This window comes from Amycolatopsis anabasis (assembly GCF_009765355.1).
Lineage (GTDB): Bacteria > Actinomycetota > Actinomycetes > Mycobacteriales > Pseudonocardiaceae > Amycolatopsis > Amycolatopsis anabasis.
On the sequence record NZ_VTHK01000010.1, the window covers coordinates 207617 to 230660 of the forward strand.

A 23044-nucleotide genomic window follows, 5' to 3' on the forward strand; every position below is an offset into this window, starting at 1 on the left:
TAGCCGACGAAGTGGGACGTCACCGAAGACGCCCGCCGAACGGCGTCGACCGGGGAGCACCAGGTCACGGGCAGGTGACCTAATGAGGGGCCGCGCTAACCGGCCAAAACGCTCACGACCGGACGAGCGCGGCCGCAGCCCGCCGGACGGCACCCGGAAAGTGCCGCCACTTTCGGGAGGATCAGAGCGGGAGGCCGGTGAGGACGGTGACGCGGGGTTCGGTGAAGTCCTCCATCGCGGCCGCCGGGCCTTCGCGGCCGACGCCGGAGTCCTTCACCCCGCCGTAGGGGGCCTGGTCCGCGCGGAAGCTCGGCACGTCCCCGACCACCACGCCGCCCACGTCCAGCCGCGCCGAAGCGTCGAACGCGGTGGCCAGGTCCCGGGTGAACACCCCGGCCTGCAGGCCGAACCGGGAGTCGTTGATCCGCCGCAGCCCCTCGTCCACCGAGGAGACCGGGTTCAGGGTCACCACCGGCCCGAACACCTCGTCCGCCAGCACCGCCGCCGCTTCGGGGACACCGGTCAGCACGGTGGGCGCCAGCGTCGCGCCGTCCCGGGCGCCGCCGGTCAGCAGGTTCCCGCCCGCGGCGACCGCCTGGCTGACCCACGACTCCACCCGTTCCGCGGCGGCGACGTTGATCATCGGGCCCACCTCGGTGTGCGGGGAACGCGGGTCGCCGGTGCCGAGGGCGCGCACGTGCGCGAGCACGCGATCGGTCAGTTCGGGGAAGACGTCGGCATGCGCGTAGACCCGCTGGACCGAGATGCAGGACTGGCCCGCCTGGTACATCGCGAAGGTGGCGATCCGCTGCGCCGCGTAGTCCAGGTCCGTCCAATCCGGACAGACGAGGACCGCCGCGTTGCCGCCGAGTTCCAGGGCGACGTGCTTGCGCGGCACCGAATCCCGGATTCCCCAGCCGACCGGGACCGAGCCGGTGAACGACACCACCGGCAGCCGCGGATCGGCGACCAGCCCGGCGGCGGCCTCGTTGGGCACCGGCAGGATCGACCAGCTGCCCGCGGGCAGGTCGGTTTCCGCGAGGATCTCGCCCAGCGCCAGGGCGGTGAGCGGGGTCGCGGGCGCCGGTTTGAGCACGATCGGCGCGCCGACCGCGATCGCCGGGGCGACCTTGTGCGCCACCAGGTTCAGCGGGAAGTTGAACGGCGTGATGCCCAGCACCGGGCCGCGCGGCACCCGCCGGACGAGCGCCATCCGGCCGGTGCCGCCCGGATCGGTGTCCAGGCGCTGGAGTTCGCCGGAGAACCGGCGGGCTTCTTCGGCCGCCCAGCGGAACACCGACACCGCGCGGCCCACCTCGGCGCGGGCCCAGTTGATCGGTTTCGCCGATTCCGCGGTGATCAGGTCGGCGAGTTCGGCGGAGCGGTCGGCGAGCGTGCGCGACACGTGGTCCAGGGCCGCGGCGCGGACGTGCGCGGGCAGGGCGGCCGCCTCCGCGCGCACCTCGTGCGCGGCCCGCACCGCTTCTTCGGTGTCTACTGTGGACGGTACGAAATGGGCGCCCGCCTCGCTGCCGTCGAAGGAATGGCGCACGACGACGGTTTCTTCGCTGGTGCGGGGTTTTCCGGCGACCCAGAACGCGGCGGTCATCGGTTCACCTCCGCGCGGACGGCGTGCTCCAGCACGGACAGCCCCTCGTGCAGCAACTCGCTGGACAACGAGAGCGGCGGCAGCAGGCGCACGACGTTGCCGTAGGTGCCGCAGGTCAGCACCACCACCCCGGCCGCGTGGCACGCCCGCGCGACCCGCGCGGTGAGCCCGGGATCCGGTTCGCGGGTACCGGGTTCGACGAATTCCGCGGCCAGCATCGCGCCCCGCCCGCGCACGTCGCCGAGCACCCCGGTCTCCGCGGCGAGCGCGCGCAGCCGGGGCAGCACGACCTCGCCGATCCGGCGGGCGGAGGCGGCCAGGTTCTCGTTCCGCATGGTCTCGATCGAACCCAGCGCCGCGGCGCACGCGATCGGGTTGCCGCCGTACGTGCCGCCGAGGCCACCGGGCGGCACCGCGTCGACCAGTTCGGCCCGGCCGGTCACCGCGGCGAGCGGCAACCCGCCCGCGATGCCCTTCGCGGTGGCGATCAGGTCCGGGACCACGCCCTCGTGCTCGCTGGCGAACCAGTCGCCGGTGCGGCAGAAGCCGGTCTGCACCTCGTCGGCGACGAACACCACGCCGTTTTCCGCGCACCAGCGCGAGAGCGCGGGCAAGAACCCGGGCGCCGGTTCGATGAACCCGCCCTCGCCCTGGATCGGCTCGATCACCACCGCGGCCACCGAGTCCGCGCCGATCTGCTTCTCGATCTGGTCGATCGCGGTCCGCGCCGCCGCCTCGCCGGTCAGTCCGGGCGCGTCGCGGAACGGGTAGGAGCCGCGGACCCGGTACACCTCGGGGGCGAACGGACCGAAACCGTGCTTGTAGGGCACCGATTTCGCGGTCAGCGCCATGGTCAGGTTCGTGCGCCCGTGGTAGGCGTGGTCGAACACCACGACCGCCTGCCGCCCGGTGGCCACGCGGGCGATCTTCACCGCGTTCTCCACCGCCTCGGCGCCGGAGTTGAACAGCACCGAGCGCTTCTCGTGGTCGCCGGGCGTGAGCTCGGCCAGCGCTTCGCAGACCTCCACGTACCCCTCGTACGGCGTGACCATGAAACAGGTGTGCGTGAACCAGCACGCCTGCTTGCGGACCCGGTCGACCACCGCGGGCGCGGAATGGCCGACGTTGGTCACCGCGATCCCGGAACCCAGGTCGATCAGCGTGTTGCCGTCCGCGTCGGTGAGCAGCCCGCCGCTGGCCGAGGTGACGTACACCGGCAGCACCGAGCCGACCCCCGCGGCGACGGCCTGCTCGCGGCGGTCCTGCAACGCGCGCGAGGCGGGGCCGGGGATCTCGGTGCGCAACCTGCGCGCGGTCGGGGTGTCCTGCTGGAGGGTCATGCTTGTTCCTTCGCGGGTTTGCGCGCGTCCGCGATCGTGTCGCCGGGGCGCGACTTATGAGCGGCCCGCACGCGGGTGAGGAGGGCGCCCGGCCGCCCCGATAGCGGGGCCTGGCGGCCGGGGCGCGCGCTGTGGTCGCCTCGAGTGCCGCGACTTGGCGCGGAGACTGTCATGCCCCGAGCATGCGGCCCGCCGCCCCGGTCCGGCAGTGGCCGATTCGGCGAGGTCGGCGCCTACACTTGTCCGTTATGGCACTCACCCTGCGCGGCCTGGCCTCCGAGCGATCGCTCGGCCTGCGGGTGCGTGCCGGGGAGGCGGAGCTGGACCGGCCGATCGGCTGGGTGCACGCGACCGAACTGGCCGATCCGACCGCGTTCCTCGAAGGCGGGGAACTGCTGCTGACCATCGGGCTCAACCCCGCCGAACCGGCGGGATACGTGCGGAGGCTGGCCGCCGCGGGGGTCGCCGGGATCGGTTTCGGTACCGGCCTGGTCCACGACGAGATCCCGCCCGGGCTCGTCGAAGCGGCGGGCGCGGCCGGGCTGCCGTTGCTGGAGGTGCCGAAACGGACCCCGTTCATCGCGATCAGCCGGACCGTGTCGCGCGCGGTGGCCGCCGACGAGTACGCGTCGCTCGTGCGCACCGGACGTGGTCAGCAGGAACTGACCCGGACCGCGGTCGGCAAGCGGGGCGCGGGTGCGGTCGTGCGCAAACTGGCCCGGCTGGTCGACGCGTCGGTGCTGCTGCTGGACGCGGGGGGCACGCCGCTGGAGGCGGTCCCGGCGTCGGCCCGGTCGCTCGCCGCCGGGCTGGGCGCGGAGTTGACGCGCCTGCGCAGCCGGGTCGCCAGCGCGGGGAGCCGGATCGACGGGCACGAGGTGGTGATCCAGGCCCTGGACACCCGGCCCCGGTCGTTCCTGGTGGTCGCCGCGCGGCGATCGCTCGATCCGGCCGACCAGCACATCGTCAACACCGCGGCCTCGCTGCTTTCCCTTGCGCTGGAACGGAATCGCGAGCAGGAGGGGGCGTTGCGCCGGGTGCGCACCGGGTTGCTGGAACTGCTCGCCGCGGGGCAGGCCGAGCTGGCGGTCCGGGCGATCACCACCTTGTGGGGCGGTCTCCCGCTCGAGCCGTGGCCGGTGGTGGCGCTGGCCGGGTCGGCGTCGGCGCGGCAGGCGGCGGCCGACGCGCTGGAGGACGTGTTCTTCGCCGAATCCGGCGGGCTGGTCGTGGTGATCGCGCCGGACGACGGCTGGGCGGAGGCGTTCACCGCGCGTGTCGGGGGCGTGCACGCGGGCGTCTCGGAACCGGTGGGCCGGGCCGGGTTCGCCGACGGGCTGCGGCAGGCGGAACAGGCCGCGCGGGCGGCCCAGGCGGCGCGGGTCCCGGTGCTGCGGTTCGCCGAACACGCCGGGCGCGGGCTGCTCGACCTGCTCGATCCGGACACCGCCCGGGCGTTCGCCGACGCGCTGCTCGCCCCGTTGCGGCGGCACGACGAAACCGGGCGCGGGGATCTGGTCGTTTCGTTGCGTTGCTGGCTGGAACACCACGGGCACTGGGACCTCGCGGCGTCGCGGCTCGGGGTGCACCGGCACACGTTGCGGAACCGGATGCGGAAGGTGGAGGAACTGACCGGCCGCAGCCTGGATTCCCCCGGCTTGCGCAGCGAACTCTGGCTCGCCCTCCAGGTCGACCCGGGACCGCGCTGACCCCCGGCCCCCACCTTCCGGGACGCCGCGGCAGGAAGGGACCTTCGCTATCGCTCTCCGGGAGCGGGGGACCTTTACTACTGTTCAACCGTAGTAAAGCTCCCTTCCTCCCGAGCCCGGGACCCGGTGTCCTGAAAGCGTTTCAGGTCCCTGAACGCTAGCTCCGGTGGGCGAATTCGTCGGTGGCTTCACGCAGCAGGCGCAGGATGCCGTGGTCGGTGACCGCGTGCCCGGCGGTGTCCGCGAGCGCGAGCCGGGAGCCCGGCCACGCCCGGTGCAGTTCGTACGCGGTCGTCGGCGGGCACACCACGTCGTACCGCCCCTGCACGATGACCCCGGGGATCCCGGCGAGCTTGGCCGCGTCCCGGATCAGCTGACCCTCGTCCAGCCACGCGCCGTGCGTGAAGTAGTGCAGCGCGATCCGCGCGAAGGTCACCGCGAACCCGGGCCGCGCGTAGTCGGCGAGGTAACCCCGTTGCGGCACCAGGGAAACGATCGCGCCCTCCCAGGTGCTCCACGCGATCGCCGCCGCCTCGCGCACCGCCCGGTCCGGGTGGTAGACGAGTTCGTGGTACGCCGAAATCGGGTCCTGCCGCCGATCCCGGGGAATCGGCGCGAGGTAGTCGTGCCAGTACTCGGGGAACACCGCCGCCGCGCCACCGTTGTAGATCCAGTCCAATTCGGACTGTCGCGCGGTGAACACCCCGCGCAGCACGATCTCGGTGACCCGTTCCGGATGGGTTTCGGCGTAGGCGAGCGCGAGGGTGGCGCCCCACGAGCCGCCGAAGAGCTGCCAGCGTTCGATGCCGAGGTGCTCGCGCAGCCGTTCCATGTCCGCGACCAGGTGCCAGGTCGTGTTCGCCGACAGGTCCACGTCCGGTTCGCCGATGTGCGGGGTGCTGCGCCCGGAACCGCGCTGATCGAACAGCACGATCCGGTAGGCGGCCGGATCGAAGTGCTGCCGCGCCATCGGGGAGATCCCGCTGCCCGGCCCGCCGTGCAGCACCACGACCGGTTTGCCCCGCGGATTCCCGCAGCTCTCCCAGTAGACGCGGTGACCGTCGCCGACGTCGAGGAAACCGTGCTCGGACGGTTCGATCGCGGGGTAGAGATCCTCCATGCGGCATACTCTGCCGTGCGCGCCGGACGCGCGCACGGGTAAGGGTGGGGGCCCGCCCCCGCCGCCAGACCGAGCGGGCCCCCGTCCGTGGGCGGCTCTCAGCAGCCGCTGGCGGTGCCGACGTTGCTGAACCCCTTGCCGGCGTTCGTCACCTTGTTGCTCGCGCAGACCTTGTTGCCCAGCCCGTCCTTGTGGACGTAGAAGCCGTAGGCGTACTGGGACCGCACATCGGCGGTGTTGTTCGCGAACGTGTTCCGCTCACCCCACCCGGAGAGCTGGACGTGCACCTCGAACCCGCCGTAGCTCTTGTCGGTCACGAAGACCTTGCTGCCCTTGTTGTTCGTGACCTGGTAGCCGTTGCCCTTGACGTCGACCCAGCTGTCGCCGGAGTTCGCGCCGGTCTGGCCGGTGCCGTCGAAGGTGTTGCCGTCCAGCGTGCCGCCGGTGGTGCCCTCCTTGACGTCGATCGCCTCGGCGGCGACGTTCGGCCCGATCCGGTTGTGCAACGCCTGGTTCCGGTCGCTCTTGTCCGGCGTGCCGCCGGGCCAGTTGCTCTTCGCCGAGCCGAAGTAGATGCCTTCCCCGTAGTCCGGCGTTTCCTTCCCGGTGTCGCTGATCTCGCAGTTCTTGACGACGTTGTCGCTGCTCCCGTGCTGGAAGTGGATGGCCTCGTGCCCGATGCCGTGCACCTTCAGCCCGTCCACCACGGTGTTCCTGACGCCCAGTGCCATCAGGCCCTTCTGGCCGCCGGTGATGGTGAAACCCTCGATGTTCCAGTTGCTCCCGGTCAGTTCCAGCGTCCGGCCGCCGCTCGCCTTGATCACCGCGCTGCGCGGCCCCCTGAGCGTGATCCGGGCGCTCTCGGTCCCGCTCACCGCCGCCTTGAAGTTGCCGGTGAAGGTCTTGCCCTCGGCCAGCTGGATCGTGTCCCCGGGGTGCACTGTGGACAGTGCCCGGGTGAGTTCGGCGGAGGTGTTCACCGTGGTCACCGCCGGTGCCGCGGTCGCACCGGTACCGGGCAGTGCGAGTGCCGCCAGCACCGCGCCGAACGTGACCGTGATCCGTACCCCTGCACGCATCAAGCTCCTCCTCGTCGAGGCTTCCGCGGCGGCGGTGGGTAAACGTTAGGACACAGTCCGAACAGCGTCAAGGACGTGACCTACATTCACATACATGAACACATCGGGTGCTCAAGTGCCCCCAATGTGGCGTTCGGGACGCTCAACGCCCCGAACGCCACAGTGGGGGAAACCGACGCCACCAACGCCACATTGGGGGAAGGTGCGGGGGAGGGGTCCCCGGGGAACTTCAGTCGTGGAAGGCGTGTTCCGGGGCGGGGAATTCGCCGCGGCGCACCTCGTCCGCGAACGCGGTCGCCGCGCCGGAGAGCACCCCGGCCAGATCGGCGTACCGCTTCACGAAACGCGGCGCCTTGCCGCGGCGCAGCCCGGCCATGTCCTGCCACACCAGCACCTGCGCGTCGCAGTCCGGGCCCGCGCCGATGCCGACCGTCGGAATGCTCAGCTCGTGGGTGACCCGTTTCGCGGCCTCGGCGGGCACCATCTCCATCACCACCGCGAACGCGCCCGCCTCCTGCAGCGCCAGCGCGTCGGCCAGCAACACGTCCGCCGCCTCGCCGCGTGCCTGAACCCGGTACCCGCCCAGGTTGTGCTCGCTCTGCGGGGTGAACCCGAGGTGCCCCATCACCGGCACCCCGGCCGAGGTCAGCGCCTCGACGTGCGGCGCGAACCGCCGCCCGCCCTCCAGCTTCACCGCGTGCGCCCGGCCCTCCTTCATGAACCGGACCGCGGTGGCCAGCGCCTGCTCCGGGGAGAGCTGGTACGAGCCGAACGGCAGATCCGCGACCACCAGCGCCCGTTTGACCGACCGGGTCACCGCGCGGACCAGCGGCAGCAGTTCGTCGACCGTCACCGGCAGGGAGGTGTCGTAGCCGAACACGTTGTTCGCGGCCGAATCGCCGACCAGCAGCACCGGGATCCCGGCCTCGTCGAACAACTGGGCGGTGTACATGTCGTAGGCGGTGAGCATCGGCCACGGCTCGCCGCGTTCCTTCAGCTCGCGCAGGTGGTGGACGCGAACCTTCTTGCCCGGCTTCGAAGCCTGGGCCGAAGGGCCGCTGCCGTACGGGGCGGCCACCTCACCGGAACCGGAACTGGGTTGGGTAGACATCTTCGTCGACCATCCTTCCCTCGAGGCCTCGGCGAGGTCCCCGGGTCGTGGATTTGGAGAAATCCAGCGTCGCACCGGGGGAGGGGAGGCCCCAAGGGGCTGCGACCAGCTTCACACAGGCACCCGGACCGCGCGAACCGGGCAACGAGTCCGGCACCGGCACGTCCCGGGACAAGAGGGGCCCGGACCTGATGCGCACAAGAGTCCACCCCACGAGGGAACTATGGTGCGCACCGGATCAGACTCTCGGACGATGCAGGATGACGGACGACCGGGGTTCACTGAGCGTCCAAGGGCTGTGAGCAGGGGCGAGGATGGGACACGCGACGAGCGAGCAGGGTCAGGACTGGGCGCCGGGCGTGCCGCGGTGGAAACGCCGCGCGGGCGGCGTCGTGGCCACGGTCGTGCAGGTCGGCGCGGTTTTCTCGCTGCTGCTGTGGTTCTTCGGCGACCAGCACGAACGGTTCCACCGGGTCGTCGTCCACACCTTCTCGCTGCTGAGCATCCCGGTCGACTCGAACCTGGTCATCGTGCTCGCGCTGGCCGTCCTCGGCGCCGCGCTGCGCCGCCGCAAGCGGGCCGCGCTCTACACCCTGGTGCTGTTCCAGGTCGGCGGGCTGCTGCTGGTCCTGCTGGTCCAGGCCACCCTCATCTGGTCGCCGGAAGTGCTCGAGCTCGAACCGCACGAGTTCGCCGAGATCCCGGACTGGGTCTGGACGATGGTCGTCTCGGACGTCGTCTCGCTCGGGCTGGTCGCGCTGCTGCTCGCGCTGCGCCCGGCTTTTCCCGCCCAGCTCGCCCCCGGCGCCTGGCGGCATGGGCTGTCGGTGCTGATCGGCGGGATGGCCGCGGTCGTGGTGGTCGGCTGGGGCCTCACCGAGGTGTTCCCCGGGACGCTGACCGACGCCTGGGAACGGTTCGCCTGGGCCGCCAACCACGCGACCGGTGAACTGTTCCGGCTGCGCCGCCTCGGGGTCGGCGAGGGGCCCGGCTGGCTGGACGTCCTGCTCGACCTCGGCGGCACGCTGACCCTGGGCGCCGCGCTGTACGCGTTCTTCCGCGGGGTGCGCAGCCGCCGGTTGCGCAGCGACGAGGAGGAACTGCGGCTGCGCGCGCTGCTGGCCGAACACGGCGAACCGGATTCGCTCGGCTACTTCGCCACCCGCCGCGACAAGAGCGTGGTGTTCGCGCCGAACGGCCGCGCCGCGGTCACCTATCGCGTGCTCGCCGGGACCACGGTGGCCAGCGCCGACCCGATCGGCGATCCGGAATCCTGGCCGCAGGCCGTGCAGGAGTGGCTGGACGAGGCGCACCGCTTCGGCTGGGCGCCCGGCGTGCTCGGGGCGAGCGAACGCGGCGCCCAGGTGTACACCGACGCGGGGTTGAAGGCCCTGGAGATCGGCGACGAAGCGGTACTGGACGTGCGCGAGTTCAGCCTGGCCGGGCCCGAGCGCAAATCGGTCCGGCAGGCGGTCAGCCGGATCGAGCGCGCCGGGTACACCAGCCGGGTCCGGCGGCACTCGGAGATCGGCGCCGCGGAGATGGCCGAACTGCTGGCCGCGGCCCAGCAGTGGCGGGGCGCGGAGACCGAGCGCGGGTTCTCCATGGCGCTGTCCCGGCTCGGCGATCCGTCCGACGGCCGCTGCGTCATGGTGGAGGCCTACGACGCGAAGGGACGGTTGCGCGGCCTGCTGTCCTTCGTGCCCTGGGGCCGCCGCGGCCTTTCGCTGGACCTGATGCGCCGCGACCGCGAAGCCGAGAACGGGCTCAACGAATATATGCTCACCGAGGTCGTCGCGAACGCGGGACGCCTTGGCGCGCAACGGATCTCGCTGAACTTCGCGATGTTCCGAGCGGTCTTCGCCGAGGGCGAGCGGATCGGCGCGGGCCCGGTGCTGCGCGCGTGGCGCTCGGTGCTGAGCGTCGCGTCGCGGTTCTTCCAGCTCGAATCGCTGTACCGGTCCAACGCGAAGTACGGGCCGGACTGGGAACCCCGGTTCCTCTGCTACACCTCCGCGCGCAAGCTGCCCCGGGTCGGGATCGTGGCCGGTGCGCTGGAAGGGTTCGTGCCGAGCATCGGCGCCGCGCCGCGCGTGCTGCACATGGAGCACGTCACCGACGAGTTCGTGGCGCGGGTCAAGGAGATCGACGCGAAGGCCGCCCGGGTCACCCCGCGGCCGCAGCGCCGCCCGGAACAGGTCCGGGTGCGGATCGCGAAGCTGGATCGCTTGCGGGAAGCGGGAATCGACCCGTACCCGGTCGGGTTCGAACGCGACCACCTGCTCGGTGACGTGGTGAAGAAGTACCGCGAGCTGGAACCGGACACGCACACCGGGCACCAGGTGCGGGTGGCCGGCCGGGTCATCGCGATCCGCAACCTGGGCGGGCTGGTTTTCGCGCGGTTGCGGGACTTCAGCGGCGAACTGCAGCTCATGCTGGACGCGGACCGGCTGCCGCTGACCGGGTGGCGGGACGGGGTCGACCTCGGCGACCACGTGGGCGTTTCCGGTGCGGTCGTCACGTCCAAACGCGGCGAGCTGTCCGTGCTGGTGTCCGAGTGGACGGTCACCGCGAAATGCCTGCATCCCTTGCCGGACAAGCGAAAGGGCCTGACCGATCCGGAGACCCGGGTGCGTCAGCGCTACCTGGACCTGGTGGTCAACCCGGACTCCGCGCAGATGCTGCGGCTGCGCAGCACGGTGGTCCGCGCGGTGCGCGACCGGTTGCACGCGCGCGACTACCTCGAAGTCGAGACGCCGATGCTGCAGACCGTCCACGGTGGAGCGAACGCGCGGCCGTTCGTCACCCACATCAACGCCTACGACATGCGGATGTACCTGCGGATCGCGCCCGAGTTGTACCTGAAGCGGCTGTGCGTGGCCGGGGTGGAGCGGGTGTTCGAACTCAACCGCAACTTCCGCAACGAAGGCGTGGACGCCACGCACAACCCCGAATTCACCATGCTCGAGGCGTACCAGGCCTACGCCGACTACGACAGCATGCGGCGGCTGACCCGGGAACTCGTGCAGCACGCCGCCGAAGCCGCCTACGGCGCGCAGATCGTGCGGCGGCCGGGACCGGACGGGAAGGTCGCCGAACACGACATCTCCGGGGACTGGCCGGTGGTCCGGGTGCACGACGCGGTGTCCGAAGCGTTCGGCGAACCGGTCGATCCGGGCACGCCGATCGAGCGGCTGCGCGAGCTGTGCCGCCGCGCCGGGGTCCAGTTCGGCGACGAGGCGGGCCACGGCGACCTGGTGCTCAAGGCGCATGAGCACCTGGTGGAACCGGCCACCACCGCACCGGTCTTCTACACCGACTACCCGACCGACGTGTCACCGCTGACCCGCCAGCACCGCGGCGATCCGCGGCTGGCCGAACGCTGGGACCTGATCGCGTTCGGCGCGGAGATCGGCACGGCGTACACCGAACTGACCGATCCGATCGAGCAGCGGCGCCGCCTGGAGGCGCAGTCGCTGCGCGCGGCCAGCGGTGACGTCGAGGCGATGGAGCTCGACGAGGACTTCCTGGTGGCCCTCGAGCACGGCATGCCGCCCACCGGCGGGCTCGGCCTCGGGGTCGACCGGCTGCTCATGCTGCTGACCGGAGCGTCGATCCGGCAGACCGTCCTTTTCCCCTTCGCCAGGCCGAAAACATGACCGCCCGCGGATCGGCCGCGGCGGTGCTCGCGGTCGCCGCGGTGTTCTATTCGGCGTGGCTCCTGGTGTTCGTCCTCCCGACGGGGTTGTCGCTGGTGCACGCCTACGTGAGCGAGCTGAGCGCCGACGGGCAGCCGTTCCACGTGCTGTTCCGGGTGACCGATCTGGTGGCCGGGTCGGCCCTGCTGGCGAGCGTCCCGTTCCTCGCGCGCCTGCTCCCGTCCGGCTGGCCGATGGGCCTGGTGCTCGGCGGGATGGTGCTGTTCGGGGCGGGCGTGCTGCTGGGCGCGCTGTTCTCTTTGGACTGTTCGAGTTCGCTGAGCGAGGCGTGCCGCCTGGAGGACGAGGCGGGCTCGCTGTCGCTCGCGGACACCATGCACGTGGCGTCCTCGGCGGCGTCGAACTTCGGCATGTTCTTCGCGGCGCTGGGCGCCGAGCGGCTCGCGTCCGGGGTCGATCGCGTGCTGCTGCGGATCGTGCTCGCGGTCGTCGCGGTGACCGGGCTCGCGATCGTGGTGCTGAACCCGCTCGGCCCCGGGCACTTCGCGGGCCTGGTGCTCCAGGTCCAGCTCGTCGTGGTCGCCCTGGCGCTGTTCGGCGCGGCTTACCGCCTGCTCCGGGCCGGGACCGCGGGTGGACGTGGTCCTCGAGGCGGGTGACGCGGCACCGTCGAAATTGTCGGTGCCGAATGCGAGGATCCTCCCAACTCGACCGGCCGGTCCGGTCCCTGCGAGGAGGATCCGAGATGGATGGAAATGTGCGCCCGATCGCCGACGAGCGGGATGGTCTGCTGGCGTATCTCGCGCAGCAGCGGCGAGTGCTGCGCATCGCCGCGCACGGCCTGACCGACGAGCAGGCCAGGGCCACGCCGACGGCGAGCACGCTCAGCGTCGGCGGGTTGATCAAGCACGTGGCCACCACCGAGCGCGGCTGGATGGACGTCATGCTGCAGCGCGAGGAACCCAAGGTCGTCCTGTCCGGTCCGGAGGACTACCTCGCGGCGTTCCGGCTCGGCGAGGACGAGACCCTGGCGGGCGTGCTGGAGTTCTACGACCTGGTCGCGCGGGAGACCGAGGAGGCCGTCGCCGGGATCGAGGATCTCGGTCGACCGGTGCCGGTGCCCCAGGGGGTGCCGTGGTACCCGAAGGACGTGGCGGCCTGGTCGGTCCGCTGGGTGCTGTTCCACCTCATCGAGGAGACCGCCCGGCACGCGGGGCACGCCGACATCATCCGCGAGCACGTCGACGGCGGCACGGCGTTCCCGCTGATGGCCGCCGCCGAGGGCTGGCCGGCGACGCCGTGGTTGCAGCCGTGGCAGCCGGAGTCGGAGGTGCAGCCTGCCTAGATTCCCCACTGAATCGAGTCGAGGCGGCTAGCCGGCCCACGGACTCGAACGGCCCGCGGAGTGCGTGATCTACGTGGTGAGCGGGTGGACCGTGGTGATGCCGGTGAGGATGAGATCGACCCCGGCGAGGAACTGCTCGCGGTCGTCGTGCGCACGCATCTCGTTCGCGACCGCCCGGACGAACGGGTAGTCGTCGGGGTCGAGTTCGTCCCAGGCCCTCGCCACGGCGTCGAGGAAATCGACGCGGTCCACGTCTGCCCCGAGAGCGCGGACGCTCGCGTGGTTCGCGGCGTTCTGGCCGGCGGCGCCGAGGACGTAGTGCACCAGGGCCGAGGTCGCCGTGAACCAGCCGCCCTCGGGCACGCCCAGCGCGCGGACCTGTCGGCCGACGCTTTCGAAGATCCGCGGCGTCACCGGCCCCCAGGGGACGCGGGAGAGCTGTGTCGAGAGCTGCGTGGCGAGCCACGGGTGTTCGACGATCGCGTCGAACAGGCCGAACGCGACGGCGCGAATCTCGTCCTGCGGCGAGCCCGGAGACTCGGCGGGCTCGATGGCCAGAGCGGCGGCGACGACGGCGTCGGTCGCGGCGGCGAGCAGCTCGTCCTTGTTCGCCACATGCCAATAGATGGCCCCGGGGCCGGTGGCGAGGCGCTCGGTCAGCGCCCGGAACGTCAGCCCGCCCGCACCGGCCTCGTCGAGCAGCTCGACGGCGGCCTCGACGATGCGCTCCCGGGAGAGCGCCTCGGCACGCCGCTCCGACTTGCGTGTCCGCGGTGTCATGCCGCCATCTTGACACGTCTGGAGCGGCGTTCCAACATGGTAGTCTGGAACAGCATTCCAGAGAGGTCGGCCGGGGCTCACCGGGCGGCCCGCGTCCCGAAGGAGCCACCATGCGCACCCCCGTCACGATCATCGGCGCCGGACTCGGCGGCCTCGTCCTGGCCCGCGTCCTGCACGTCCACGGCATCCCGGCCGCGGTCTACGAGGCGGAGGCCTCCCCGACGGCGCGCACGCAGGGCGGGATGCTCGACATCCACGACTACAACGGGCAGCTCGCCGTCGAGGCGGCCGGCCTGATGGACGAGTTCCGCGGCCTCATCCTGGAGGGCCGCCAGGCGCTGCGGCTCCTCGACCGGCACGGGACCGTCCTGTTCGAAGAAGCCGACGACGGCACGGGTGGCCGCCCCGAGGTGCAGCGCGGCGAGCTGCGGCGGATCCTGCTCGATTCACTCCCGGCCGGCACCGTCCGGTGGGGCCACAAGGTCACCGGAGTCCGCGCTCTCGGCGAGGGCCGCCACGAGGTGACCTTCGCCGACGGCGCCACCGTCGCCACGAGCCTGCTGGTCGGCGCGGACGGCGCGTGGTCACGGGTCCGGCCGCTGCTGTCGGCCGCCACACCCGAGTACGTCGGCAGGTCGTTCGTCGAGACCTACCTGTTCGACGCCGACACCCGCCATCCCGCCACCGCGAAAGCGGTCGGCGGCGGATCGATGGGCGCGCACGGCCCCACGCCGGGCAAGGGGATCCAGGCCCACCGCGAAAGCGGCGACACCCTGCACACCTACGTGCTGCTCACCGAACCGCTGGAGTGGTTCGCCGCCATCGACTTCACCGATCCGGCCGCGGCCACCGCGCGGATCGCGCGGGAATTCGACGGCTGGGCACCGGAACTCACCGCGCTGATCACCGACGGCGACACCGCGCCGGTCCTGCGCCCGCACTACGCTCTGCCGATCGGGCACCGGTGGGACCGGGTGCCGGGGGTGACCCTGGTCGGCGACGCCGCCCACCTCTCGGCCCCGGACGGCGAAGGCGCCAATCTGGCCATGCTCGACGGCGCCGAACTCGGCAAGGCCCTCGCCGCGCATCCCGGCGACGTCGAGGCCGCCCTCGCCGAATACGAGCAGGGCATGTTCTCCCGCAGCGCCAGGGTCGCCACCGAGAGCGCCAAGCTCTTCGAGGCCCTCTCCGGCGACAACCCAGCCCAGAAATTGATCAACTTCCTCACCGGGCGCGGGCAGAGCCGATGAGCCCGGCTCGCTCGTCGCCACCCTCGTCGTCCTCTCGCGACGACCAGGCCCGGCGTTCCCGTCAGAAGAGCGTGGGCTCCTCGGCGAGCGCGCCTTCGATCACGAGCATCCGGCGTTTCGTGGCGACCCCGCCGTTCGCGGAGAACCCGCCGTCCTTGCCGCCCGCCGCGAGTATCCGGTGGCAGGGCACGACCGGGGCGAACGGGTTGCGGCCCAGTGCCTGGCCGACGGCCTGGGCCGAACCCGGCATGCCGAGTCGGTGCGCCACCTCGCCGTAGGTGAGCGTCTTGCCCGGCGGAATCGCGAGCGCGATTTCGTAGACCCTGCGGTGGAAATCCGGCACGTCCGTCATATCGAGTTCGACGGCGGACAGGTCCGGCTGCCCGCCCGCGAGCAACTCGACGACGTCGTCGATCACCTTGCGCATCGCGGGGGACGGCTCGGTTTCGGGTGTCTCCGGGAATCGCCGCCGCAGGCGCGTGCGCGTCCGGTGCTCGCTGCCCTCGGGCAGTTGCGCGCCGACGATGCCGCGTTCGCCCCAGGCGATTCCACACCAGCCGATCGCGGTGTCGAAGAGCGCGAAGCCTTGTGCGGTCATGTGTTTCGCGTCCCCGTTCCGTCCGGTCAGGCCGAAGTGGCCTGACGTTCGAATGCGTTCTGCACCGCCGCCGTGCCCCGGTCCATGAGTTCGCGGACCCGTTGCGCGCTTTCCTCCGGCAGGAGGTCGGCGGTCCACACGAACCGGCAGCGGTCCGCGCCTTCCGCGAGAACCTGGGCGGACGCGTGGTGGTGCCGCAGGTTCAACGGCGATTCGACGACAGCGTAGGCGATCCGGCGGGCGTCGTCATCGACGTCGACGATCAGCTCGCGCGCCACCGCGCCGTTGAAGAACGTGACGACGCGTTCGTCGCCTTCGACCCGGGTGCCGATCACGAAGCCCGGTGCGAGGCGATCGTGCAGCGCGCCCCAGTCGCGCAACGCGTCCCACACCTCCTCCGGTGTGGCGTCGATGGTGGTTTCGGTGCGGACGTGGGCCATGTTCTCCATCCTTCCCGTGCTGACCGGCCCAGCCTGCCCGCGTTTTCCGGAGTCGTCTTGAACATCCTTGCGGAACTGTCGTACCCCCGGCGTAGCTTCTCCCCCGTGCGCACGGGGGAGAAGCTGGCGTCCCGGCCGGAGTTCACCGTCACGGCGGTGACCTGCCGGGACGATCACGCGGGCTGGTCCGCGGCGGAAGCTCGCGGCAGCCACGGGCTGGTGCTGGTCCGCCGCGGCCGGTTCCGGCACCGGGCGGCGGGTGTGGAATCCGATGTGGACCCGACGGTCGCCTACCTCAGCTCGCCGGGGGTGGCGGAACGGTTCGCGCATCCCGCCGGCGGTGACGTGTGCACCTCGGTGACCTTCCCGCCCCGCCTGTGGCGGGCACTGGCGGGGGACGACACCCGCCCGGCGCGGCCGGCCGTGTACGTCGACGCCCGGCTCGACCTCGCGCACCGCCGCCTGCTGCGCGCGGGAGCCGATGTCGACTACGCCCTCGCCGAAGAACTGCTCGGCTTGCTCGCCCAAGCCCTCGGCCAGGTCGTCACCGGCCCCACCCCGCTGGCCGACCGGATTTCCGCGGCCGACCGGGCACACGTCGCCGCCGCGCGGCAGGCGATCGCGGAAGACGATCCGGTGTCGCGCGGCCTTTTCCCGCTCGCCGAAGCCCTCGGCGTCTCGCCGTACCGGTTGAGCCGCGCCTTCACCCGGGAGCTGGGGGTGTCGCTGACGCGATACCGCAATCGCGTGCGGATCGGGCGTGCGCTGGATCGCCTGGAACAGGGCGAGCCCAGCCTGGCCGCACTCGCCGCGGATCTGGGTTTCGCCGATCAGGCGCATTTGACGCGGACGGTGCGGACGCATGTGGGGTACCCGCCGCGGGCGGTGCGCGGCCTGCTCGACCCGACGATCGGCCCTTGTGCGGCCGGTTAGGTTCTGGGGACCGGGATCGATTGCGGCACTGGGGAGGTCAGTGGTGGGTGCGATGTTCAGGCGTTCGGTGACGACCGCCGCGGTGTTCGCGGTTCTGGGAGCCGGATTGCTGGCTCCGCCGACCGCGTCCGCGGCCCCGCCCGAGGAGGTGGGCGCCGAGTTGACCGCCGCTCCGGCCAGCACCGAACCGCCCGGCACGCTCGTGCTGCCCTACGTCGTGGTGACCAGGGCGAACCGGGGGCAGACCTGGCGCGCCGAACGTGCCGTGCGCGCGGCGGGCGGCACCGTGGTCTCGTCGTACCCGCAGGTGGGCGTCGTGGTGGCCTACTCCGCCCGGGACGACTTCGCCGCGGCGGTGCGGGGAGCGCGCGGGATCGAGGCGGTCGGCGCGACCCGGACGGCCAAGGTCCCCGTCGAATACTTCGCACCCCGCCGGGATCTTCAGTACACCGGCCCGGGTTCGCCGAACAGCGGGCAGGTGCCCGCCGAGGGCGCCGCGTGGGACGCGACCGCGCTCGGTTTGGACCAGGCGCACCAGACGAGCACCGGCAGCCGCCGGGTGGTCGTCGGCGTGCTGGACACCGGTGTCGACGACACGCATCCCGAGCTGACCGGTGCGGTCGACACCAGGAAGTCGGTGTCGTGCCTGTCCGGCTGGGCCGATCGTGGCCCGGGCTCGTGGCGCCCCACCCTCGACGGGCACGGCACGCACGTCGCCGGCACGATCGCGGCGGCGCGCAACGGCACCGGCGTGGTCGGCGTGGCGCCGGGCGTTTCCCTGGCCGCGGTCAAACTCGCCGAGAAGGACGACAACGAGACCGCCGAGAGCATGGTGTGCGGGTTCGTCTGGGCCGCCGAGCACGGTTTCGCGGTGACCAACAACAGCTACCGGTCGATTCCGTGGCGGTACAACTGCGCCGACCAGATCGACCAGGCCGCGATCCGGCTCGCGGTCGGCCGCGCGGTGGCCTACGCGCAGCGGCGGAACGTGCTCGTGGTCGCCTCGGCGGGTAACGCGGGCATCGACCTCGACCACCGGACCGTGGATGCGGAAAGCCCCGCGGACAGCACCCCGGCCCGCCGCGAGATCACCAACGACTGCATCCGGCTGCCACACGAGTTGCCCGGCGTCGTCGGCACCGGCGCGCTGGACGAGAAGTTGGTGAAGGCCAGCTTCTCCAACTACGCCTTCGGCAAGGTCGCCGTCGCCGCCCCGGGCGCGCGGGTCTGGTCGACCTGGCCCGGCGGGTTGTACCGCTCGGCCAGCGGCACCTCGATGGCCGCCCCGCACGCGACCGGCGTGGCCGCCCTGCTCGCCACCCGGCACCCGTACTGGAGCGCCACCCACCTCCGGCGAGCCCTCCTCGACCAGGCGACCCCGCTACCCTGCCCGGCCACCTACGACCCGAACGGCGACGGCACCCCCGACGCCGTGTGCACCGCGAAGCGCCGGGAAACCTCCTTCTACGGCCACGGCCTCGTCAACCCCACCGCCGCCGTCTCCTAGCCCTCGAACGGGGCCCACTCAGGATCCTTGCCCAGCGCCGCTGGCCCTCAGCGAGAACCCAAGCAGTAGCAAAGGTCCCTCGCTACCGTTATCCGGCAGCAAATCTCCCCCGCTGCCCCGTAGGCGGAGCAAATCTCCCTTCCTGCCGGTAACCGGCGCGAAGGGACCCTTGCTATCCGATAACCGGAGTAAAGGTCCCTCGCTGCCGCGTAACCGCAGCAAACCTCCCTTGCTGCCCCGCGACGGCAGCGAATCTCCTTTGCTGCGGGCGGGGAGAGAGAAGGGGCGGGTTACTGGCCCTCTCGCCAGCCGTTGGTGATGGGGAGGCGGCGGTCCCGGCCGAACGCCTTGAAGGTGATCTTGGTGCCGGGCGGGTACTGGCGGCGCTTGTACTCCGCCTTGTCGACCATGCGGAACACCCGGTCGATCACCGCCGGATCGAACCCGGCCTCGATCAGGTCCGCGTAGCCGCGGTCGCCCTCGACGTAGTCGTCGAGGATGTCGTCCAGCAGCGCGTAGTCCGGCAGCGAGTCGGTGTCGAGCTGATCCGGCCGCAGTTCGGCGGACGGCGGTTTGCTGATCGAGTTCTCCGGGATCGGCGGCGTCTCGCCGCGCTTCTCCGCTTCCGCGTTGCGCCAGCGCGCCAGCTCCCAGACGTGCGTCTTGAACACGTCCTTGATCGGCGCGAAACCGCCGACCGCGTCACCGTAGATCGTCGAGTAGCCGACCGCCAGCTCGGTCTTGTTCCCGGTCGCCAGCACCAGGTGTCCGTCCAGATTGGACAGAGCCATCAGCAGCATGCCGCGGGCCCGGGCCTGCACGTTCTCCTCGGCGAGCCCGCTTCCGGCGAGCTTGAGCTGATCCACGTAGGCCGAGACCATGTCCGCGATCGGTTCGACGCGGAAGTGGCAGCCCAGCCTGCGCGCCAGCTCGGCGGCGTCCGAACGCGAGTGCTCCGACGAATACTTCGACGGCATCGAGACCCCGTACACCGCGTCCGGGCCGAGCGCGTCCACGGCCAGCGCGGCGGCCAGCGCCGAGTCGATCCCGCCGGAGAAGCCGAACGTCACCGACCGGAACCCGTTCTTGTGCGCGTAGTCGCGCAACCCGACGACCAGCGCCGACCACACCTCCGCCTCATCGGACAGGGGTTCGCTGATCGTCGGCTCGGCGGTCGGCTCGTACCGCGGCAACGGCTCCTCGGAGAGAACCCGGCGCCGCACCCGCAGGCCCTCCAGTTCGCCTTCGGTGGCGTGCCCGCCCGCGGCGAGGTCGAGATCGGCGACGAGCAGGTGCTCGACGAACTGCGGGGCGCGGGCCAGCAATTCGCCCTGCGCGTTCACGATGATCGAGTCGCCGTCGAAGACCAGATCGTCCTGGCCGCCCACCTGGTTCGTGTAGACGATCGGCGCCTTCGCCTCGGCGGCCCGCCCGGCCACCAGCGGCAGCCGGATGTCGTCCTTGGCGCGCTCGTACGGCGAGGCGTTCGGCGAGACGACCAGGTCGACCCCGGCCTTGCCGAGCGCGGCGATCGGCCCGCCGTCCTGCCAGAGGTCCTCGCAGATCACCATGCCGATGTCGATGCCGTGCAGGCGCAGCACGTCCAGGGTGTCGCCGGGCTTGAAGATGCGGCGCTCGTCGAACACGCCGTAGTTCGGCAGGTGGTGCTTGAACTGCCGCGCGACGACCTCGCCGCGGTACAGCGCGGCGGCGGCGTTGCGCGGTCCGGCCTCGTCCGCGTCCAGGTAGCCGACGTAGGCGAGCACGTCGCCGCAGCCGTTCTCGTCGAGACGCCGGGCGAGTTCGTCGACCTTCTCCCGGGATGCGGCCGAGAAGGTGGGCCGGATCGCGAGGTCCTCCACCGGGTACCCGGTCAGCACCATCTCGGAGAAGACCACGACGTGGGCACCGGCCTCGGCGGCCTTGCGCGTCCAGCCGAGGATCAGTTCTGCGTTCCCCGCCAGGTCGCCGACCGTGGGATTGACCTGGGGCATCGCGATGCGCAGTTGCGGCATGAGCACATTCTGACTCACGCGGCCCCACCTCGCCCCCAGAACGTGAGCAAGGGACCTTTACTCCGGTACCGGAGGAGCGGGGGACCTTTGCTACCTCGAGCCGGGAGCGAGGGACCTTTGCTCTCGATGAACCGGAGTAAAGGTCCCCCGCTGCCGCGGCGGGCTCAGGACTTCTTGCGGCGGATCATCGAACGGACCTTCTTGAGGGTCTGCTCGAAGTCGGAGTCGAACGGGTTGTCGTGGACGAGGTAGGTCCACGTCGAGTTCGGCCGCCGCACCCCGGACGCCGCCAGATCGATGCCGTCCTCGCCGATCTCGGCCTCGGTGAAGGTCTTCACCGAGCGCTCCTCGATCGTCGGGATGATCTTGTGGAACTCCGGGATCGCCGTGCGGTGGAACTCGTCCAGCGGGGTTTCCCGCGCGAGCGCCCGCAGGTGGATGCTCTCCCGCACGTCGGTCAGGAACGCCAGGTGATCCGACCAGAGCTGGTCGAGGTGGTACAGCATGATCTCCCGGCACACCTGGACCAGCTTTTCCTCGCCCAGTTTCTCCGCGGCCTCGTCGTACCGCTCCTTCGCCGCCTCCCGGAGCTTCTCCGCGGCCAGTTCGGTGCGCAGCACCTCGTTCCGGTGCTTCAGCAGCTCGAGCCGCTGGTGCTCGATCAGCCGCGTGTAGCGCCAGGTGTTGCGGTGGATCTCCAGGTGCACCCCCTCGGCGACCCGCTGCGCGTGGTTGATCTGCCGGTGCGCGGCCGGATCGGTGATCTCGCCGGTGCCGTCCTCGGCCTCGATCCCGTCCGGCACGTCCGGCGCGTTGGACAGCACGAGATCGTCGTTCAGGCTCGCGAAGAACACCGCGCTGCCCGGGTCACCCTGCCGCCCGGAACGCCCGCGCAGCTGACCGTCCAACCGGCTGCTCGGATACCGGGCGGTGCCGATCACGTGCAGCCCGCCCAGTTCGGCGACCCGATCGCGGTCCTTGCCGTCCGCCCCGCCCAGCCGGATGTCGGTACCGCGGCCGGCCATCTGGGTGGACACCGTGATCGTCTCGAACGTGCCCGCCTCGGCGATGATCGCCGCTTCCTCCGCGTCGTTGCGCGCGTTCAGCACCACGCACGGCAGGTCGGCCTTGGCCAGCTTCTCGGCGAGTTCCTCGGATTCGGCGACGTCCTGGGTGCCGACCAGGATCGGCCGCCCGGTCTCGTGCACCTTCCGGATCTCCTCGACGATCGCGCGCAGCTTGTGCGACGGCGACGCGAAGATGCGGTCCTCGTGGTCCTCCCGGATGTTCGGGGTGTTCGGCGGGATCACCGCGACCTCAAGCTGGTAGAACTCGCGCAGCTGCTCGGCGACCGCGACCGCGGTACCGGTCATCCCCGCCACCTGCGGGTAGCGCGCGAGCAGCGCCTGCACGGTGATCGAGTCCAGGATCTCGCCCCGGTCGGTGGCCGGCAGCTGCTCCTTCGCCTCGACCGCGGCCTGCAGCCCGTCCGGCCAGCGCTGGAGTTCGGCGACCCGGCCCCGCGAAGCGTTGATCAGCTGCACCTTCCCGTCGCGGACCAGATAGTCCACGTCCCGGGTGAGCAGCGCGTGCGCGTGCAGCGCCACGTTCACCGCGGCGAGCCGGTCCGAACCGGATTCGTCGTACAGGTCGACGCCGCCGAGCGCCTTCTCCACCACCGAGGCGCCCGCGGTGGTCAGCCACGCGTTGCGCCCGTCGGAATCCGTCTCGTAGTGCAGGTTGAGCCGCAGCCGCCGGACGATGTTGGCGACCTCCTCGTCGGCGAACGCCGCGTCCACCGAACCCGCCATCACCAGCGGCACGCGGGCCTCGTCGACCAGCACCGAGTCGGCCTCGTCGACGATCGCGACCTCGGGTTCGGGCTGCGCCAGCTCCTCGGCGCGGGTGACCAGCCGGTCCCGCAGCACGTCGAACCCGACCTCGCTGACCGCGCCGTAGGTGACCTCGCGCGAGTACGCCTCGCGGCGCTCGTCCCGGGTCAGCGCGGGCTCGATCCAGCCGACGGAGACGCCGAGCAGCTCGTACACCGGCCGCATCCACTCCGCGTCCCGGCGCGCCAGGTAGTCGTTGACCGAGATGACGTGCACGCGCTTGCCCTGCAGCGCGTACCCCGCGGCGGCGAGCGCCCCGGCGAGCGTCTTGCCCTCACCGGTCTCCATCTGCACGACGTGCCCGGTGAGCAGGCCCATGGTGCCGAGCAGCTGCACGTCGAAGGCGCGTTCGTCCAGGGCCCGGCGCGCGGCCTCGCGGCCCAGCGCGCAGACCTCGATCAGCTGGTCGTCCCCGAATTCGGCCTCACGGCGCAGCTTCTCGGCGGCCTCGGTCAGCTCGGCGTCGGAGAGCTTCTCCAGTTCGGGCTCGCGCTTGCCGATGGCCGGCAGCAGGGCTTCGTACCGGGTCAGCTCGATGCTGGCCGGCCGTTGAATGATCCGGCGCAGCCGCTTGCCCATCCGGCTGATCAGTGCTGGCACCCTGTGCTCCCGTTGTTCTGTGTTACCGGTCCCACACCCCAACGCAGTGGTGGTGCG

Annotated in this window: 17 protein-coding genes; 7 read left to right on the top strand and 10 right to left on the bottom strand. The window is 71.5% G+C overall.

Features of this window, described 5'->3' with window-relative positions:
* Positions 1 to 181: 181 nt before the first annotated feature.
* Together FXO23_RS16080 and gabT are read right to left on the bottom strand one after the other, a co-directional pair.
* Complete coding sequence (locus FXO23_RS16080) at positions 182 to 1609, bottom strand: aldehyde dehydrogenase family protein (protein ID WP_158885537.1); 1428 nt, start codon at positions 1607 to 1609, stop codon at positions 182 to 184.
* Positions 1606 to 2949 carry a 4-aminobutyrate--2-oxoglutarate transaminase gene (gene gabT / locus FXO23_RS16085; RefSeq protein WP_158885539.1) on the bottom strand — a complete coding sequence of 448 codons (1344 nt, stop codon included), beginning with the start codon at positions 2947 to 2949 and terminating at the stop codon, positions 1606 to 1608. The genes FXO23_RS16080 and gabT overlap by 4 nt, the downstream gene beginning before the upstream one ends.
* Before the next feature lie 248 nt (positions 2950 to 3197).
* On the opposite strand from gabT, the gene FXO23_RS16090 reads away from it, so the two are divergent.
* Positions 3198 to 4658 (top strand): PucR family transcriptional regulator, encoded by a 1461-nt coding sequence (locus FXO23_RS16090; protein WP_158885541.1) that lies wholly within the window; start codon positions 3198 to 3200, stop codon positions 4656 to 4658.
* A 157-nt stretch (positions 4659 to 4815) separates the two neighbouring features.
* On the opposite strand, the gene pip is transcribed toward FXO23_RS16090, so the two are convergent.
* The 3 genes from pip to panB all read right to left on the bottom strand — a co-directional run bounded on the left by pip (position 4816) and on the right by panB (position 7968).
* Positions 4816 to 5778, bottom strand: a complete 963-nt coding sequence (gene pip / locus FXO23_RS16095) for a prolyl aminopeptidase (RefSeq protein ID WP_158885543.1) — start codon at positions 5776 to 5778, stop codon at positions 4816 to 4818.
* 98 nt (positions 5779 to 5876) lie between these two features.
* Positions 5877 to 6857: a right-handed parallel beta-helix repeat-containing protein gene (locus FXO23_RS16100; protein WP_158885545.1), complete on the bottom strand. Its 981-nt coding sequence runs from the start codon at positions 6855 to 6857 to the stop codon at positions 5877 to 5879.
* A gap of 229 nt (positions 6858 to 7086) precedes the next feature.
* Entirely contained in the window at positions 7087 to 7968 is an 882-nt protein-coding gene (gene panB / locus FXO23_RS16105) for a 3-methyl-2-oxobutanoate hydroxymethyltransferase (protein WP_158885547.1), read from the bottom strand.
* Positions 7969 to 8282: 314 nt separating this feature from the next.
* On the opposite strand from panB, the gene lysX reads away from it, so the two are divergent.
* From lysX to FXO23_RS16120, 3 genes are all read left to right on the top strand, one after another.
* Positions 8283 to 11627, top strand: a complete 3345-nt coding sequence (gene lysX, locus FXO23_RS16110; RefSeq protein WP_158885549.1) for a bifunctional lysylphosphatidylglycerol synthetase/lysine--tRNA ligase LysX — start codon at positions 8283 to 8285, stop codon at positions 11625 to 11627.
* Positions 11624 to 12286, top strand: coding sequence for a DUF998 domain-containing protein (locus FXO23_RS16115; protein WP_158885551.1), 663 nt, complete (start codon positions 11624 to 11626; stop codon positions 12284 to 12286). Before lysX ends, FXO23_RS16115 begins: the two co-directional genes overlap by 4 nt.
* 86 nt (positions 12287 to 12372) lie before the next feature.
* Complete coding sequence (locus tag FXO23_RS16120) at positions 12373 to 12972, top strand: DinB family protein (RefSeq protein ID WP_158885553.1); 600 nt, start codon at positions 12373 to 12375, stop codon at positions 12970 to 12972.
* A gap of 69 nt (positions 12973 to 13041) precedes the next feature.
* Here the strand turns inward: FXO23_RS16120 and FXO23_RS16125 are convergent, their stop codons facing one another.
* Positions 13042 to 13752: a TetR/AcrR family transcriptional regulator gene (locus tag FXO23_RS16125; RefSeq protein ID WP_158885555.1), complete on the bottom strand. Its 711-nt coding sequence runs from the start codon at positions 13750 to 13752 to the stop codon at positions 13042 to 13044.
* Between the two features lie 110 nt (positions 13753 to 13862).
* Here FXO23_RS16125 and FXO23_RS16130 point away from each other — a divergent pair, with 110 nt between their 5' ends.
* The gene (locus tag FXO23_RS16130; RefSeq protein WP_158885557.1) at positions 13863 to 15002 is read left to right on the top strand and encodes an FAD-dependent oxidoreductase; all 1140 of its coding nucleotides are present in this window, start codon (positions 13863 to 13865) and stop codon (positions 15000 to 15002) included.
* Between the two features lie 61 nt (positions 15003 to 15063).
* Here FXO23_RS16130 and FXO23_RS16135 read toward each other — a convergent pair whose 3' ends face one another.
* Positions 15064 to 15600 (bottom strand): methylated-DNA--[protein]-cysteine S-methyltransferase, encoded by a 537-nt coding sequence (locus FXO23_RS16135; RefSeq protein WP_158885559.1) that lies wholly within the window; start codon positions 15598 to 15600, stop codon positions 15064 to 15066.
* Positions 15601 to 15626: 26 nt separating this feature from the next.
* Positions 15627 to 16040 carry an SRPBCC family protein gene (locus tag FXO23_RS16140; protein ID WP_158885561.1) on the bottom strand — a complete coding sequence of 138 codons (414 nt, stop codon included), beginning with the start codon at positions 16038 to 16040 and terminating at the stop codon, positions 15627 to 15629.
* Positions 16041 to 16145: 105 nt separating this feature from the next.
* Between FXO23_RS16140 and FXO23_RS16145 the strand changes: the two genes are divergently transcribed.
* Both FXO23_RS16145 and FXO23_RS16150 read left to right on the top strand, forming a co-directional pair.
* A complete protein-coding gene (locus tag FXO23_RS16145; protein WP_158885563.1) occupies positions 16146 to 16973 on the top strand; it encodes a helix-turn-helix domain-containing protein in 828 nt (275 codons plus the stop codon).
* Between the two features lie 52 nt (positions 16974 to 17025).
* Entirely contained in the window at positions 17026 to 18480 is a 1455-nt protein-coding gene (locus tag FXO23_RS16150) for a S8 family peptidase (RefSeq protein ID WP_158885565.1), read from the top strand.
* Between the two features lie 290 nt (positions 18481 to 18770).
* Here the strand turns inward: FXO23_RS16150 and FXO23_RS16155 are convergent, their stop codons facing one another.
* Entirely contained in the window at positions 18771 to 20495 is a 1725-nt protein-coding gene (locus FXO23_RS16155) for an NAD+ synthase (RefSeq protein WP_158885639.1), read from the bottom strand.
* A 164-nt stretch (positions 20496 to 20659) separates the two neighbouring features.
* Positions 20660 to 22987: an accessory Sec system translocase SecA2 gene (gene secA2, locus FXO23_RS16160; protein ID WP_158885567.1), complete on the bottom strand. Its 2328-nt coding sequence runs from the start codon at positions 22985 to 22987 to the stop codon at positions 20660 to 20662.
* Between the last annotated feature and the right edge of the window lie 57 nt (positions 22988 to 23044).